Consider the following 15,582-nt stretch of genomic DNA (forward strand, 5'->3'; position numbering starts at 1 on the left):
GAATTGAACTTATTCCCATGGCACTTGTAATTTCCTTCTTTTTTTCAAACCATATACAATTTTCTCCGAAAATATCTTTATAATTTTCTTTAACTAATTTTTCCAGCTCAGGTTCATCTTTGTACGTATATAAAAAATATTTAGCACGACCTTTTTTTACAATATATTTTTCATTCATTTTTTCAACACCTCTTCAATATTTTTCAAGTATTCAGCTATTTTTTTGCCTTTCTCAGTTAAGCTGATCATGTTCTTTGGTGGATAGGATGAGTTATCGATTCTTGTTTTAACAAGCCCTAACTCTTTTAATTTTTCAAGACTTAGTCTCAAAATGCGATCATAAATGTCAGTTTCAAAAACTATTCTCTGAAAATTAACTTCATTAACACTAGATAAATAAATTAGCAGACGTAGAATTCCTTGCTGTCCTTCAAGGCTTTTTATCATCCTATACCCTATAAGGTATACATTAACCGATTTATATCCCTTTGTATTATGAAGTATAGACTATACTACAAAAAGTATTTATACACCTTTAAGTATACTCTATACTATGGTGTGTATGAAAAAGATCACAATATCTTACCTCAAAAACACACAAGATGACATATGATTATTTCAGAAAACGCTGTGAGCTTGTGGCTTTAAAGGCTGGGGTCAAGTTTCATCCGCATATGGCCAGGCATACATATGCCACAAAACTGTTAAGGCAAGGAGTATCAATTTTTTACGTATCAAGGTTATTGGGCCATGAAGAGCTGTCATCCACACAAATATATTTGCATGCAAATCAAAATGATGCCATAAACGAAGTGAGAAAATTGAACTTTTTTCTGACGGTACAAAAACCAGTGGATCTGGATGGAGTGGACCGATGGGGATTTGAACCCCAGGCCTCCACATTGCAAGTGTGGCGATCTACCAGCTGATCTATCGGCCCTTTAATCTTCTTCTTCTTTATATCTGTCTTTTTTAAGAAGCTTCTCTTTCTCTTTTTTTTCTTTCCTTATTTTTTCTTGCTGAATTATTTTTAATTCTTCTTCAGGCACTTCAATTTTCCTTTTTCTAGCATGCTTTATGAACTGGACAGGAATCTCTTTTGTTATATATATCGTTTTTGCAGCTCTGTAAAAAACTATACCGTTTTCCTGAGCATCTTTGGAGTTTATCTCTAATACTACTGGATCGTCAGTTCTATGTTTCCCTGCTATATACGCTTCTTCATAAGTCTTGCTCAAATGTACCCATCTTCTCTCGCCTGGTTTTAATCCTATCTCTAAAATAAACTCTTCTTCTTCAGCCGTAGTAGGGAAATAGAGTTTTTCAGGAATTTTGTCAGTTGGCAAATCGGTGAGATCTACATCTATAGAATGGCCATAAACAGCTCTAACTTTTTTTTCATTTACATCAAGCTGGAACCTACCCTTTGGGTCGGTCATTATAAAATATTCAACATGCATAGGTTTTAGCCACATAAATCTAGGATGTCTTTTTTTAATTGCCTCTACAACATCATTTATGCTAGCCCATCCATGTTCATCAAGTTTTAAATTAAACTTATCCGGGAAATGCCTTAAAATACCAGTTAACATTCTACTTACCGCGTCAGTTTCCCAATCATTTAACAGAAATTTTCCTTCCTGCCCGCAGATCGGGCAATTTTCCCCTCTGAAAGGGCCATGAGTTTGACATATTTTCAGTTTCATTTTTTCCACATTCTTTTACCTTAAATATCTATTAGTTTAAATTATTTTTCATTATTTGATCATAAATAAGATCTGCTACAGTCACTACTGATTTTTCATTTTCAATAGTATCTGTAGATATTATAGCATCTACATACATTTCTAATTTCTGAAGTGAATTATTAACAAATACTCCATGTATGCATCCCACCACAACCTTTTCTGCTTTTTGCTCTCTTAAAATCTGTGCAGCTGCAATTATCGTGCTTCCAGTAGAGATCATATCATCCACAATTGCAACTACTTTACCTTGAATGTCAAGATCTTTTTTCTCGATAACCACCTTATCTCCACTAATTCTCTTCTTCTCGAAATAATCATATCTCACATTCAGAAGATCTGCTACATACTTAGCACGTTCTATGGACCCTTTATCAGGCGATATGATTATATCCGGCTTAAATCGCTCTAGGTACTTTGCCAGAGCATATTCAGCTCTGACTTCGTATGCCGGGATATCAAACCATTTTAGCGTATCGCTAGCATGTAAGTTTACGATAATTATTTCATCACTGTTCATTTGTAATATTTTTGCCATTAATTTGGCACTTACAGGCTCCCCCTCATTGAATCTTTTATCTTGTCTCCCATATCCAAAATATGGTATCACCGTTATCAATTTTTTTATCTTGTACTGTTTAATTGCATCTTGTAATAATAAAAGCTCTATAATATTTGAATCAGGATAAGTATTCTGCACTAAAATAACATTTTGGTCATCCAGATTTTCAAACAATCGAATATATACTTCTCCATCTGGGAACCTCTTTATTTCTGTGTGTGCAATTTCAGTTTTAAGTTTTTCAGCAAGATTTTTAGCAATATTTCTAGATGCAGAACCAGCTACTATTTTCATAAATAACTATAATAGTATTAAATAAAAAAAACTTTCTAAAAAAATAAAAAAAAGAGGATTACTTAGAATTGTCTTCTTGGCCTAAAATCTCTTTTTCCTCTATTATTATTGTTTCCTGAGCTGCCTGAGTTATAATTCCCTTGGAATCTTTTATTGTTATGTCTAAATGTCTGCTCATGCTCTTGAGCGCTCATATCATTCTCATTATTTATAGTCTCTATAGTCTCTTCTGCTTTCTTTATATTTCCATATTTCCCAATATTTAGCCTTAGATGTCCTCTTACTAATGAGGTGTATCCATTGTCTATTACTACAGTGTCTGATGGTGCAATAATGCCGATCTGATCTCCCCATAATGTCATGGTGACCAATCCTGAATCATCGCCCAATACGGCTTCTGTCAATTTTTTTGTCTCGCCAAATCTGGTTTGTATGTCTTTCGTTTCGCCGATGCTTACTACTTTTGCTAACACATTAACTCTTTTAGAATCAGGTGTTAGATCTTTTATTTTCGTTGTTCCTTCCATATTTATTACATCCTTTTTCGTTTTTCCCTATTTCTCTAATAAAAATAGGCAAATGGTTGTAATTCGTAGTAGTATATAAAAGTTTCTATTCAAATTTTACGTGAACAGAATATTGCCATTATAAATATTTACGTTGATTCAGTAGCAAAAAGCAAAATTTTATCGAAAAGGTAGATCTTGAGAATTGAATATTGGGAACAGAATTGAGCTAAGGTAACATATTTGTGTGGGTAGGAGGGAGCAGTTAAATAAACATGGTTGATTTTACTGCGCCGTAACAGCACAAATAAACCGATAGAGAATGACTGAAAAGGCAAAAAGTATAGGTAGGTAAGTCAGATCTTTTTAAAGCAATGAAAATTTGGCAAAAAGTGTTCTAAAAAATTAAAATAGTTAAAAAGCATATCAAAACATAATGGAGAATAATATTATAGATAGACTGTATGATTTAAAAATAGAAGAGAAAAATTCGAAGAAATTAATTAAAATACCAGATAATTTTTATGAAAATGTAAAAAAAGAAATAATATTACTCAGGAACGAAATTCAAGACACCTTTTTAAAGCAGGAAAATGAGAAATATGGTAATTTATTAAAGCGGCTATCTAATATTGAAAATATTTACAAAGAGCTTGTAAAATTAAGGTTAGAAAAGATAACATTACAGATATTGAATAACCAATTTATATCTAAAGGAGCACAAATTATTAATTTAACAGGAGAAGAGCAATTATTTTATGAAGGGCTTCAGAATTTTTTAGAAACAAATAAATTTTATGAAACATATGAAACAGTCAAGAAAATAGGTTTACCACCGGCAAAAGAGACAGTAGAGATAAAAAAAGTAGAGGAAAAAAAGGAAACAGGATCTATATTATTAATGATCCTAAGTAGTCGTATTATTTCAGATGAGGAGAGAGACTATTCTCTTCAAAAGGGTGATATCCTACATATATCCAAAGGCATCGGTAAACTATTGATAGACTCAAAAATAGCAGAAGAGTTGATAGTTAACAGGTAAAGAAAAAAAAATCTTGATCGTTTTTAGTAGTCAAAAGATGTAAAGCTGATGATTAGCAAGTCAAATAAATGTTTTTCATAGAAAATTTGAGAAGGTATTATAATATATAGAGAAAAAAATAATAGTGGCTGCCATGACAGTATAAAAAAGAAAGCGTTAATCTTAAATATAGGTAAAGCTTATGGTTTTTTTACCTTAAAAAATGCACTCGATGAATATACTATATCATCGGGGAAGGGCTTAGAAATATTTCATTTCGATGAAGCCAATCATAAGATAGATCGGCAAGATGGATTAGTGCAGATGCTGCTCTAAACTATCTGGTGGATGGCTAGGCTCGAATCGCGAAGAAGGACGTGCCAAGCAGCGATATGCTTCGGGTAGGCGCATGGAGCCTTAGATCCGAAGATTTCCGAATGAGACTTCTTTACAGTAATGTAGTTTCTTTAGAGAAACGGGAACTGGGGGAATTGAAACATCTTAGTACCCTAAGGAAAAGAAATCAACCGAGATTCCGTTAGTACCGGCGAGAGAAAGCGGAACAGAACAAACCGAATCTCTTCTTGAAAGAGAAGTGAGATGTGGAGTGTGGACTTTTTTTAATACCTCGAACAGGAAGATGAAGTGATCTGGAACGATTTGCCATAGAAGGTTACAGCCCTGTAATCGTAACTGTTCAAGTTACAAGAAGAAGTATCCCGAGTATCGTGCGTTGGATATCGCGCGAGAAGATGGGTCTCACTAAGATCTAATTCTAAATATGCTTCGAGTCCGATAGCTTACTAGTACCGTGAGGGAAAGCTGAAAAGTACCCCGGCAGGGGGTTGAAAAGTCCCTGAAACCAGATAGTGATAACTCGATAGGGCATGGAAGGAATGAAGGTTTTATAATAAAAACCTGACTAATGTCTTATCCTCCGTGTTGAAGAACGGGCCAGGGAGTTCTGGTTATTGGCAAGGTTAATCTATTTAATAGAGGAGCCGTAGCGAAAGCAACAGGTTCGCAACTTCGCAATGAAGTGAGGAACGAGGTGTGCTCGCCTAAAGTCAATAGCGGGAGACCCGAAGCCAGTCGATCTAGGCCTGGGCAGGTTGAAGCCCAGCGAAAGCTGGGTGGAGGACCGACCCGGTTCTGATGTGCAACTCGTTCGGTTGACCTGGGCCTAGGGGTGAAAGGTCAATCTAGGCTGGCAATAGCGGGTTCCCTCCGAGACTACCCGCAGGTAGGCCTTCATGGAGGTAGATAATGTCGTAGAGCCACCGATGGAGAAGTTAAGAACCGAAAGGTTCCGCTTTTCTTTCAAACTCCGAAGATATTATCACCTGAGAAGTGAGGAGTTAGGGATATCGGGATAAGCTTGATACCCGAGAGGAGAACAATCCAGACAAATGTTAAGGTCCCAAAATGCTGACTAAATGTAATGCAAAGGGCGTTTGAACCCTAAAACAGTGGGAAGGTTGGCTTAGAAGCAGCCACCCTTTAAAGAGTGCGTAACAGCTCACCCATCGAGGGTTTAGGCCCCGAAGATGGACGGGACTAAGTCAGCTACCGAGACATTTGGGCACTCAAAAGAGTGATCCGGTAGGAGGGCGTGCTGTTAGGGTAGAAGTCTCTCTGTAAAGAGGGGTGGACCTAATAGTAACGTGGATCCTGGCGTAAGTAGCAGCAAAGTGTCGTAAGATTCGGCACCGCCGAAGGGGCTTAGGGTTTCTTGGCAATGTTCGTCAGCCAAGAGTAAGGCGATCCTAAGGTCAATCCTAATTGGAATTGATCGAATGGGAAGCTGGTTAATATTCCAGCCCCGTGAATGTTTCGTTTAAGAGATGACGTTTTGGGATAGACTAAGAGGTCTAGTCTAATCTTTTGCATTCTTGAATTCTATGGAGTGTTGTAATAACGAGAAGTGGAAGAAAAGAATGTGAGCCCGCCTAGGGTGGGTTTAGTTCATTCCCAGAGCCAATGAAAAGTTTCTTAAGGTCAAGTTCACGTTCGTACCCAGAACCGACACAGGTGCCCCTGGGTTAGAAGCCCAAGGCGTGTGGGAACAATCAACCCGAGGGAACTCGGCAAAATAGCCCTGTACCTTCGGAAGAAGGGGTGCCTATTTCGAGAAAAAATAGGTCGCAGTGGCAAGGGGACTCCGACTGTTTAACAAAAACACAGGTGGCCGCAAGTGTGTAAACATATGTATGGCCGCTGAAACCTGCCCAGTGCCGGTATCTGAAAATCTCGTACAAGAGAGCGAAGGACCGGTAAACGGCGGGGGTAACTATGACCCTCTTAAGGTAGCGTAATACCTAGCCGCTTAATTGGCGGCTTGCATGAAGGTTCAACGAGGGTCCCACTGTCCCCGGGTTGAGTCCCGTGAAATCAATTTAATGGTGCACAATCCAATCTCTTCCATCTGAAAGCGAAGTCCCTGTGGAGCTTTACTGCAGCCTGTTGCTGTGATATGGCTTTGATTGTGTAGGGTAGGCGGGAGCCGTCGAAGGTCAGGTCCAAGCTTGACTGGAGGCAATGATGAAACACCGCCCTTTCGAGGTTATATTGCTAACTTTAACAAAAGGACAACGATAGGTGGGCAGTTTGGGTGGGGCGCCACGCCCTTAATACGGAAACAAGGGCCTCCAAAGGTCAGCTCAAGTGGGTCAGAAATCCATTGTTGAGTATAAGAGCAAAAGCTGGCTTGACGCGGTTAAGAACAATAATTAACCGCGATACGAAAGTAGGGTCTAGCGAACCACCCAGTCCCCATTAGTGGGGGCGGGTGATAAGAGAGAAGTTACCCCAGGGATAACTGAGTCGTCGCCGGCAAGAGTTCATATCGACCCGGCGGTTTGCTACTTCGATGTCGTCTCTTCCTATCCTGGTGGTGTATTAGCTGCCAAGGGTGGGGCTGTTCGCCCATTAAAAGGAATCGTGAGATGGGTTCACTACGTCGCGAGACAGTAGGGGTGCTTTTCGATGGAAGTGCGTCGGTGCCTGCTGGGAAGGACCCTTTAGTACGAGAGGAACGGGGGTTCGTGGCCACTAGTCTACCAGTTGTCTGACAAGGCAGTTGCTGGGTAGCCACGCCATATATTGATAAGTGCTGAAAGCATCTAAGCACGAAGCAAGCCCAAAAACGAGGCACCGTTAAGAGCGCTCTTAGAAGAAGAGTTTGATAGGACTGGGGTGTAAGTGTCAAGCCTTCGGGCGAGATATTCAGCCCACAGTTACTAACGTTCAAATATACATCTGCACAGATCCATGCTAAAGATCTATCTTAATTGTTTTTTTTGAAATAAAAAGGTATTTTAATATGAAATGACTTTTATGTGTTGTGAGTGTTGATAAAGTTTTAATAGATTTCCCGTTCATAAGAGAGTATGCTAAAAATTATAAGGATTTAGAGGTATCAACGTTATTGCAGGGATCTGAGTACAGGGATGCCAGAGCATTGTTTTTCCAGGAATTAAAATATGCGCTTAATCCTAACGAGTATCATTTAGATTATAAGCGCTATGATGGGGATAGCATTTTTTACGCGTATATCATTTCAAAAATATTTTTGTCGAGCGTAAATGATCCTGTTCTGACTAGCAAATACATAAATTTAAAGCGAGATAGAGTTGAAGAGGCAGTCTTAAAAAACTTGGATATGGGAAATAAAATTTTAAATTACGATATCATAAAGTCCATATTAGAAAACTGGAACATAAAATATGAATTTGCAGGATCGATTTTAAAGATAAGTTTTTTAAAATATATTATGATCTCTTCTGATTTTACTGATAAAAACAGGCTAGTGTCCCAGAAATTGGAAAATGGGATGGTACTTTTCAATTTAGAAGATGATAAAAAAAAGATTTCGCTGTTTATAAGAGAATATTTTGTAAAGACTTTTAAAGAAGAGATTAAGAAATTATCAGAGCAAAAGATAGATATTGAAGAGTATTTTAAAAGTGAATTATCTGAAATATTAGAATTAAGAGATAGCATAATTAATAAATACAATATTGCAGAGTTAGGTGAATTTGAGATAAATGCACTGCCACCATGCATAAAAGATATTTTGTCAAAGATTGAGAGTGGTGTAAATATTCCTCATTTAGCAAGATTTACGCTTGTAACATTTTTGAATCAGATAGGAATGAGCAAGGATGAAATAATGCAGCTGTTTACAAAAGCGCCGGATTTTGACGAAAAGTTAACTGAATACCAGGTTTCGCACATAATAGGTGAGAGATCAGGAAAAGAGTATTCCACGCCAAAATGCAAGACCATGGAATCTTATGGGTTATGTGTAAAATATGAAGTGAACGATAGATTATGTCTTCAAGATTTTTTAACTCATCCAGTTCTGTATTACAAGATAAAGAAGAAAAAGAACAACTTAGATCTTGCGCCAGGTTCTGTATGATCTCTGCACTGCAGTAATGTTTCCCAGAACTCCAATTATGATCATTATTATCGTGGTAATGGAATAGGCGTAAAGGTGAATATTGAAAAACTGCAGAATCGGAAGAATAACCAAAAGTACAAGTCTGTCAGCCCTGCCCAATAATCCACCATAATCTCTCTGGTGTGTCACTGCGAGAGCATGTGTTCCTGCATAGCTAGTAAAATATATGCCGGTAAGGGCTAAAAGCCCCCAGACAGGTTGAGTATAGGCAGAAAACATTATGCCGGCTATTATGGCCGTATCAGCATAGCGGTCCAGTAAATGGTCTAAGAAGTCTCCACGTTTAGAAGTCAAGTTTCTCATCCTTGCCACTTTGCCATCTACTGCATCTAGGAGGGTGTTTAGGAGTATCATCAAAAAAGATAGTAGCAGGTAGATGTGTCCAACATAAAAAAATAAGCCTCCCAATACTGCAAAAACAAATGCTGCCCATGATAGAGTGTTTGGTTTAAATATCAAAAACGGTCTTGCGATTTTTTCAAGTATGCTATCCACATTTTTTCTATAAGAATCTAATACCATTTCAAAATCTCCTCGCTCCAGTCTATTTTTCCAATCCTGTATTCATCCGGTCTTTCAACTATGATCTTTAGTGCAAGATCTGCAGCCATCTGTGCGGTGATGAAAGAGGTATCTATCTCGAATGCTCGATCCATAAAATCCAAGCTTTCCTCTGTTATTACTCCCAACGCCTCTGCCTCAAGATTTTCGTCAATTTTTTGTTTTGAAAATCCCTTTTTAACTAATCTTTCTCTGAGAACATCCGGTTTTGTTCTCAAAATTATGAGAATGTCAAAGCGCATAAGATGTGCGTAATGGGACTCAATTACAATATCTGGAACGTCATCTATTTTGGAATCCAGGCATTTATAATCCACGATCCTTACTTTTCTTTTTCTGTCATATCCTTTCAAGCACCCTTTTTCCTTTGCCAGAGTATTTAAATGAACAACCTTATAATTATTTTTTAAAAGCTCAGTAACACTGGTTTTTCCGGTTCCTGGAGTTCCAGATATAGCTATTATCACAATGAATGTAATATTGATATATTTTAAAAAACTTTCTACGGTGTAAGCGAAAAGTAGAAATAGAGTATGGAAATATAACCAATGCCAGCCTTTATAAGCCATGCAATGTTGCAAGGATAGCTCTCAAGCAAAAGGTTTTTGGCGCTGGAGTGTTCCGACTCCGCGGGAGTGATCCGACTCCAAAGGTGATCTTATGGCTGAAAACAGGAACTGGATTTTATTAAGCGTACTTATTGGCACCCTTATGTCTGCTGTAGATACAACGATAGTAATACTCGCATTGCCAACTTTGACCGTTGGTTTAAACGCACCATTTATTGACACTATCTGGGTAATATTAATATATCTCCTATTTCTCGCGGCCTTGACCACTCAGATGGGCAGGCTTGGGGATATCTTTGGAAGAGGGAGAATATTCAATATTGGATTTTTGGTATTTATAGCGGGTTCTGCCGCGGCTGGTGCATCTCCTAACGTTGATTTTCTCATTGTCATGCGGGCGTTTCAAGGGTTTGGAGCGGTTTTAATACAGGCTAATAGCAGTGCGATAGTAGCAGATCATTTTCCTCCAAATGAACGAGGAAAAGCTTTTGGAATAACGAGCATGGGATGGAATATTGGCGGGACAGTTGGTATTGTGCTTGGAGGCGTAATAACCACTTTAATTGGGTGGAGATATATTTTCTATATAAATGTTCCAATAGGTTTGATCGGATTTGTGATAGCACTTAAATATATTAAAGATAACAGGAGAACCAACGTAAAAATAGATTATGCCGGGACAGCAATGTTAATAGTTTTGCTGGGGCTTGTTTCATACGGAGTTATTGATATAGCAGGAAACGGGTTGTCAGCATTTAATATGATCATTATTGTCATTGGCTTGCTATTGATAATTCCATTCATATTTACAGAATTGAAGGTTAAAGATCCAGTAATAGAATTGAGCGCATTTAAAGAGCGCATACTAACCTTTTCTCTGATGGCTGCTTTTTTACAGGCAGTTGGGTATTTGTCAGTGATATTCATACTGATAATGTATATGCAGGGAATCAGGGGTTTCACGCCACTGTATGCATCTCTTCTTCTGGTTCCTGGATATGTTCTGGCAAGTATGCTTGCTCCATTGATGGGCAGGCTATCTGATAGGATTGGAGCAGGATTAGTGGCAACAACAGGCATATTTTTCATGGCGGCAGGAGTATCGGTATACTTTTTACTGAACCTGACAAGTTCAATATACCTTATCATTGGAGGCTCCATGATCTCTGGCTTTGGCGGATCTATGTTCTGGCCTTCCAATAACAGTGCAGTGATGTCTGGAGCATCAAAAAAAATTTACGGATCTATTTCAGGACTGCTCAGAACTCTTACTAATATGGGTACTCTTATGAGCTATGTGATAACGATAACAGTAGCAGCAGCAACAGTACCACGATATGTTGCTTTTGAAGTATTTCTGGGATTAGGTAAACTTAACGGAAAAGTTTCGTCAAAGTTCATGACAGGTATACATTATGCACTTTTTGTAAGCATAATTCTTCTTGTTTTTGCAGGGATATTTTCAATAGTAAGAACCAGAAATCCACAAAATAATGAAAAATCTAAATTAAGGCTAAGATGAAGTAATGCTATTGACACTGGATTTAATATAGAAATAATAGTATTCTGCCTGCAAATAAAGTACTGCAAAAAATATTACGGCAAGAGCATAGATCCAGTTAAAGTTCCATAAAGCTGAAATAACAATGATCATGCCCATCAGGACAGTTATTGTCAGAGTTACAATTCTCTGTATATGCAGGCCACTCTTTCTGTTCATTCCAATATTTAAATATTGAGAGTTATGGATAATAGGCCTGATCGCATTTTTAGTTGCCCACCAAATAAAATAAAGCAGTATAGGGACGCCTATGTACACATAAATGTGTAACATGCTATTATAAAATAGAAGAAATGCAATATACGCAAAGGCTACAATATATACAATCAAAGCCGAGTAAGTATGCGATCTCAATGGAATGTACCTTGGGAAAAATAAAGGCTTTAAAGTTCTGGAAATTACAGAACCGGAATATCTTAAATACTTAGGTACAAGTTTAGTTAGAGCATTAGATAAGGATTCAGTGTTTCTAAGGAAGAACGGCGTAGCTACGCTTGTAAGTATACATATTCCACCAGTTATAGCAACCAGTACATATGCCTTAGTTAGTATCAGACCTCCCGAGGCTATGAATATAGAAACCGCTATATTTGCAAATATTACAGATCCTTCAGTTCTGGGCAATGCTCCGCTTCCTATCAATACTGAAGATTTAGAGCTGAACCCAAACATATATGCAAAAATGCTCAATATAATTACCTCATCGATGACAATAAAAATTGTAGATACAATTATGATATTCCATTGTGAAACTAATTCTGGCAGATTGATCATAAATCCAAACGTAACGAAAAATATGGAAGCAAATGCGTATTTTATAGGCGCCAACTTGAGCTCAAAGTCTTTAGCCAGCTTAGTTTCAGAAAAAATCATACCCACAAAAAACCCGCCGATGGCTGGCGTGACCCCGAATACATTCAGAAGAGCACTTACTAAAAAGAGGGCACTTAATGCAAAGATGATCAAAAACTCATCATTTTTGGCTCTGAAAATCTGATTTTTCAAAAAAGGCATTGCAAAAAACATTAAAAAGATAAAAAACAAGAGCAATACAATTATTCCAACAGTTTCAATAGACAATGCTGCTGGCGTAGTTGTTTTTGTTACCATATACCCGTTTGCGAAAAATACAAGGATAATGGATATAAAATCTTCAAGAATTAAGGTAGCTAGAAGTGTTTCTGTCTCGGTGGTGGTCAATCTTTTAAGGTCTTCTATCGATTTGGCAGTGATTATAATGCTGCTCTGGCTAATTATAAATGCGAGAAACAACGTATCTGCAAAATCCCACCTAAATATTTTTCCAATTATAAATCCTGTAAAAATGGTGACTGTAAGGTCTACGGTTGCCAGGACCAGCGCCAGTTTTCCAATTCTCGTGAAGTTTCTTGGTGAGATGTTTAACCCTATAAAGAAAAGCAGCATAATCAGTCCTATCTGTGAAAGATCCTGAATAACAGAACTATTATAGATCAGAACTTTTACTGGATCAGTCAGTATAGGTATGTATACTAAAGCACCTACTATTAACCCTATTGATAAATATCCAATCATTGGAGACTGTTTTAGTTTATATGCAAATAAACCTCCAACAAGTGATAATAATAAGATAACACCAAGAGTTAAAAAAAAGTAATCCATGAGCTATAAAATCACTCCTTGAGTATTATAAGATCCTCTTTTTCAATCTTTAGATTTTCTTGTGTTAAGTATTTTCTATCTCTTATTATTCCTATACATCCTTTTATCTCTTTACTGATTTTATCAATCTCATCATTGTTAGGAGCCCTGACATTTATCTTATTTTTTAAGTTGTTTATATATATGTCAAGCAATATAGCCCCCAAAATCTTTGCATCTGAATCTTCTAGCGATATCACCGCTTGCTTACCATTTTTATCTTCAAAATAAATCTGTTTATCCCCGTCAAACTTACAGATCACAAAGACAGTTCCCAATCTAGTCTCAAACTGATATTTTGTACCTACTTCCGGCAATGTTGACTCTTTAACATCCATTTCTATCAGTAAGAAGATATACGGTCAGTATTCTTAAAACTTTTTCTGTTGCCCAAAAGAAATTTGACTTTTAACACCTTTTTCTGATAAACAAATGAAGTCATAATAAACGTATAAATAAAAACAGAAGTATTTAATACAAATTTTAATTTGCTGAACTGGATGAACCTTAAAAACGGGCTGGCTATTTATTCGATAGTCTTCTCTAGAGCAATATATGCACTTAATTGGTACAATATTGCCCCTGCATTTTTATTAATATCTGCAACATTCAGCTTGCGTATGGGACTATTAGGGCTTTTGCCAACAGTGTTTATGTTAGGAGCCGGTATATTTCAAGTTCCTGCAGGCATAATTTCTACAAAAATAGGTGCTAAGAATACAGCGATGACCGGACTTTTGCTAATCTCTTTATTTTCAATATTTTCTGGATTAGCTTTAAACTTCGAGTTATTACTGCTATTCAGATTTGTAGTTGGGATAGGCGCAGCATTCTATTTTGCGCCGATAATACCGATACTTAACAGGCTTTTTAAAGGCGAGAATAAAGGATATGTGATGGGCATTTATAATGGAGCATTTAACTTTGGTGGTGGCTTTGCAATATTAGTTTGGGCCATAATATCCTACTCTCTGGGCTGGAGAATCGGCCTAATTTTGGGCGGGATAATCGGACTGATCACTACTGTTGAGAACATTATTGTAATTCCCAAAGATGTAAAAAATGATGCTGATTCTGAAATTTATTCTAAGATCAAGATGGTGCTGACATCAAAAAGCGTATGGGCACTTGCAATAGGATTATCCGGGTTCTGGGGAGCGTATTTTACTGCTGCACAATTCCTGGTTACTTACTCTGAAAGCATAAAGCATATAGTTCCTTCCTTCGCTGGAGTTATGTCTTCAATGATCTTATTGATGGGCATTGTAGGTGGTCCTATTGGTGGTAAACTATCGGATAAACTAGGGAAAAGAAAGCTATTTATGTACATACCAGCATTATCTATAGGGGTACTGTTTATATTAATTCCATTCTCTGATCTTGTGAACCTTTTTGCAATAGTGATACTAATTGGCTTTTTAGATGTAATAGTTTTCTCTATTTTATATGCCATGCCCGCAGAATATGCTGAAATAGAGCCAGAATATCTGCCATTGGCAATAGGGCTTATAAACAGCGTGCAGATCTTGGTAGGTTCGTTCAGTCCCTTTCTTTTTGGATACATTGTTGACCTATCTAATTATACGATAGGATGGATATTTTTAGGAATATTCACAATTATGTTCTTACCGATTCTTCACTTTGCAAAGGGAACTTAATCTTGCACGTTTTTAAAAACGCAGAAGTATCTATTCAAACTTCTATGCACTTTTAACTTATGATATTCTATTAACTTAAAATATCGACTGCCGATTTTAATATAATCATAATGCGGCAAAATTATAGATATAAAGCCACCATATTTAACCAGCTTTTTAAATTCTCTAAAACTTCTGTCATAAAGATCTGATACATTCTCTTTGTTTATAAATGCAGATCTACCGTAGGGTGGGTCAGTTACTATTGCATCTAAAGTGCCAAAATATTCGCTAATTTTAGAAACATCACCATGGTACACCGATGCATCTAGGGCAAAATGTTCTAAATTCTTTTTTGCGCCTTGTACCATATCTATATCAATATCTGTACCATTGGCATTAATGCCCATAGCACTTGCTTCTATCAGAATACTCCCGCCACCACAAAATGGGTCAAGAATTGTATCTTTTTCTTTTACTCTTGCTAAATTCACTAAAAAGCGTGCGTAATTGGGTGGCAATGACAAATTTGTACGAAATGGTCGTTTTTCATTTCTTCTTTCTCTAATGCTCTTATTAAAACTATTATGGATCATAAATCCAGCGTATACGGATTCATTTGTTATCAAAACTCTTATTTCCTTTTCTGGGTCTTTTAAGTTCACTTTTTTATAATATATTCCACCTATCTTCTTTTCGAGAGCTCTGGTGTCTACATTTTTTGTGCTGTAGTTTTTTATCCTAACTGCAAATGACTCAGCATTAAAATCTATATTTTTCATTTTGCCTAATATACTATCAATCTCAGATTGAAAAAGATAGGTACTGATAGTTTTTGTAAAAGCAGCTCTTTTCTCTACATTTTTTATATCAGAAAAAACAGAAACAGGGAAATCTGCAAAATAATTGTACCTGATATTTTCTCCTTCAAGTATGCCTCTTAACTCAGCTAAAGGCATTGTTTTTTGTTCGCCAGAAAAC

13 protein-coding genes, 1 tRNA gene and 1 rRNA gene are annotated in these 15,582 nt (G+C 37.0%); 5 read left to right on the forward strand and 10 right to left on the reverse strand.

The features are described from left to right. Positions 1 to 174: 174 nt before the first annotated feature. From QXQ25_00835 to QXQ25_00855, 5 genes are all read right to left on the reverse strand, one after another. The gene (locus tag QXQ25_00835; GenBank protein MEM0160252.1) at positions 175 to 447 is read right to left on the reverse strand and encodes a transcriptional regulator; all 273 of its coding nucleotides are present in this window, start codon (positions 445 to 447) and stop codon (positions 175 to 177) included. 420 nt (positions 448 to 867) lie between these two features. Continuing rightward, positions 868 to 940, reverse strand: a tRNA-Ala gene (locus QXQ25_00840). A 1-nt stretch (position 941) separates the two neighbouring features. After that, positions 942 to 1,706, reverse strand: coding sequence for an RNA 2'-phosphotransferase (locus QXQ25_00845; protein ID MEM0160253.1), 765 nt, complete (start codon positions 1,704 to 1,706; stop codon positions 942 to 944). A gap of 31 nt (positions 1,707 to 1,737) precedes the next feature. After that, positions 1,738 to 2,601, reverse strand: a complete 864-nt coding sequence (locus QXQ25_00850) for a ribose-phosphate diphosphokinase (GenBank protein ID MEM0160254.1) — start codon at positions 2,599 to 2,601, stop codon at positions 1,738 to 1,740. Positions 2,602 to 2,663: 62 nt separating this feature from the next. Next, a complete protein-coding gene (locus tag QXQ25_00855) occupies positions 2,664 to 3,128 on the reverse strand; it encodes a single-stranded DNA-binding protein (GenBank protein ID MEM0160255.1) in 465 nt (154 codons plus the stop codon). Positions 3,129 to 3,543: 415 nt separating this feature from the next. Between QXQ25_00855 and QXQ25_00860 the strand changes: the two genes are divergently transcribed. From QXQ25_00860 to QXQ25_00870, 3 genes are all read left to right on the forward strand, one after another. Next, positions 3,544 to 4,149, forward strand: a complete 606-nt coding sequence (locus tag QXQ25_00860; protein ID MEM0160256.1) for a hypothetical protein — start codon at positions 3,544 to 3,546, stop codon at positions 4,147 to 4,149. Positions 4,150 to 4,448: 299 nt separating this feature from the next. Continuing rightward, a 23S ribosomal RNA gene (locus tag QXQ25_00865) occupies positions 4,449 to 7,390 on the forward strand. 81 nt (positions 7,391 to 7,471) lie between these two features. Further along, on the forward strand, positions 7,472 to 8,551 hold the full coding sequence (locus QXQ25_00870; GenBank protein ID MEM0160257.1) for a hypothetical protein: 1,080 nt from the start codon (positions 7,472 to 7,474) through the stop codon (positions 8,549 to 8,551). Here the strand turns inward: QXQ25_00870 and QXQ25_00875 are convergent. Beyond that, positions 8,525 to 9,115 (reverse strand): CDP-alcohol phosphatidyltransferase family protein, encoded by a 591-nt coding sequence (locus QXQ25_00875; protein ID MEM0160258.1) that lies wholly within the window; start codon positions 9,113 to 9,115, stop codon positions 8,525 to 8,527. The two genes, QXQ25_00870 and QXQ25_00875, sit on opposite strands and share 27 nt — an antisense overlap. After that, the gene (locus tag QXQ25_00880) at positions 9,106 to 9,621 is read right to left on the reverse strand and encodes an adenylate kinase family protein (protein ID MEM0160259.1); all 516 of its coding nucleotides are present in this window, start codon (positions 9,619 to 9,621) and stop codon (positions 9,106 to 9,108) included. Before QXQ25_00880 ends, QXQ25_00875 begins: the two co-directional genes overlap by 10 nt. Positions 9,622 to 9,814: 193 nt before the next feature. On the opposite strand from QXQ25_00880, the gene QXQ25_00885 reads away from it, so the two are divergent. Beyond that, on the forward strand, positions 9,815 to 11,245 hold the full coding sequence (locus QXQ25_00885; protein ID MEM0160260.1) for an MFS transporter: 1,431 nt from the start codon (positions 9,815 to 9,817) through the stop codon (positions 11,243 to 11,245). Here QXQ25_00885 and QXQ25_00890 read toward each other — a convergent pair. Both QXQ25_00890 and QXQ25_00895 read right to left on the reverse strand, forming a co-directional pair. Next, positions 11,237 to 12,925 (reverse strand): cation:proton antiporter, encoded by a 1,689-nt coding sequence (locus QXQ25_00890; GenBank protein MEM0160261.1) that lies wholly within the window; start codon positions 12,923 to 12,925, stop codon positions 11,237 to 11,239. The genes QXQ25_00885 and QXQ25_00890 overlap by 9 nt on opposite strands. Positions 12,926 to 12,936: 11 nt before the next feature. Next, positions 12,937 to 13,302: a hypothetical protein gene (locus QXQ25_00895; GenBank protein ID MEM0160262.1), complete on the reverse strand. Its 366-nt coding sequence runs from the start codon at positions 13,300 to 13,302 to the stop codon at positions 12,937 to 12,939. A gap of 162 nt (positions 13,303 to 13,464) precedes the next feature. Between QXQ25_00895 and QXQ25_00900 the strand changes: the two genes are divergently transcribed. Then, positions 13,465 to 14,622, forward strand: a complete 1,158-nt coding sequence (locus tag QXQ25_00900) for an MFS transporter (protein ID MEM0160263.1) — start codon at positions 13,465 to 13,467, stop codon at positions 14,620 to 14,622. On the opposite strand, the gene QXQ25_00905 is transcribed toward QXQ25_00900, so the two are convergent. Beyond that, positions 14,619 to 15,560: a DNA methyltransferase gene (locus tag QXQ25_00905; protein MEM0160264.1), complete on the reverse strand. Its 942-nt coding sequence runs from the start codon at positions 15,558 to 15,560 to the stop codon at positions 14,619 to 14,621. The two genes, QXQ25_00900 and QXQ25_00905, sit on opposite strands and share 4 nt — an antisense overlap. Between the last annotated feature and the right edge of the window lie 22 nt (positions 15,561 to 15,582).

Source organism: Thermoplasmata archaeon, assembly GCA_038729465.1.
Classification (GTDB): domain Archaea; phylum Thermoplasmatota; class Thermoplasmata; order Thermoplasmatales; family ARK-15; genus JAVRLB01.

Excerpts from the sequence above, each read along its gene's own strand:
- QXQ25_00835 (MEM0160252.1), bottom strand. The coding sequence starts at position 447 with ATGATAAAAAGCCTTGAAGGACAGCAAGGAATTCTACGTCTGCTAATT.
- QXQ25_00845 (MEM0160253.1), bottom strand. The coding sequence starts at position 1,706 with ATGAAACTGAAAATATGTCAAACTCATGGCCCTTTCAGAGGGGAAAAT.
- QXQ25_00850 (MEM0160254.1), bottom strand. The coding sequence starts at position 2,601 with ATGAAAATAGTAGCTGGTTCTGCATCTAGAAATATTGCTAAAAATCTT.
- QXQ25_00855 (MEM0160255.1), bottom strand. The coding sequence starts at position 3,128 with ATGGAAGGAACAACGAAAATAAAAGATCTAACACCTGATTCTAAAAGA.
- QXQ25_00860 (MEM0160256.1), top strand. The coding sequence starts at position 3,544 with ATGGAGAATAATATTATAGATAGACTGTATGATTTAAAAATAGAAGAG.
- QXQ25_00875 (MEM0160258.1), bottom strand. The coding sequence starts at position 9,115 with ATGGTATTAGATTCTTATAGAAAAAATGTGGATAGCATACTTGAAAAA.
- QXQ25_00885 (MEM0160260.1), top strand. The coding sequence starts at position 9,815 with ATGGCTGAAAACAGGAACTGGATTTTATTAAGCGTACTTATTGGCACC.
- QXQ25_00890 (MEM0160261.1), bottom strand. The coding sequence starts at position 12,925 with ATGGATTACTTTTTTTTAACTCTTGGTGTTATCTTATTATTATCACTT.
- QXQ25_00895 (MEM0160262.1), bottom strand. The coding sequence starts at position 13,302 with ATGGATGTTAAAGAGTCAACATTGCCGGAAGTAGGTACAAAATATCAG.
- QXQ25_00900 (MEM0160263.1), top strand. The coding sequence starts at position 13,465 with ATGAACCTTAAAAACGGGCTGGCTATTTATTCGATAGTCTTCTCTAGA.
- QXQ25_00905 (MEM0160264.1), bottom strand. The coding sequence starts at position 15,560 with ATGCCTTTAGCTGAGTTAAGAGGCATACTTGAAGGAGAAAATATCAGG.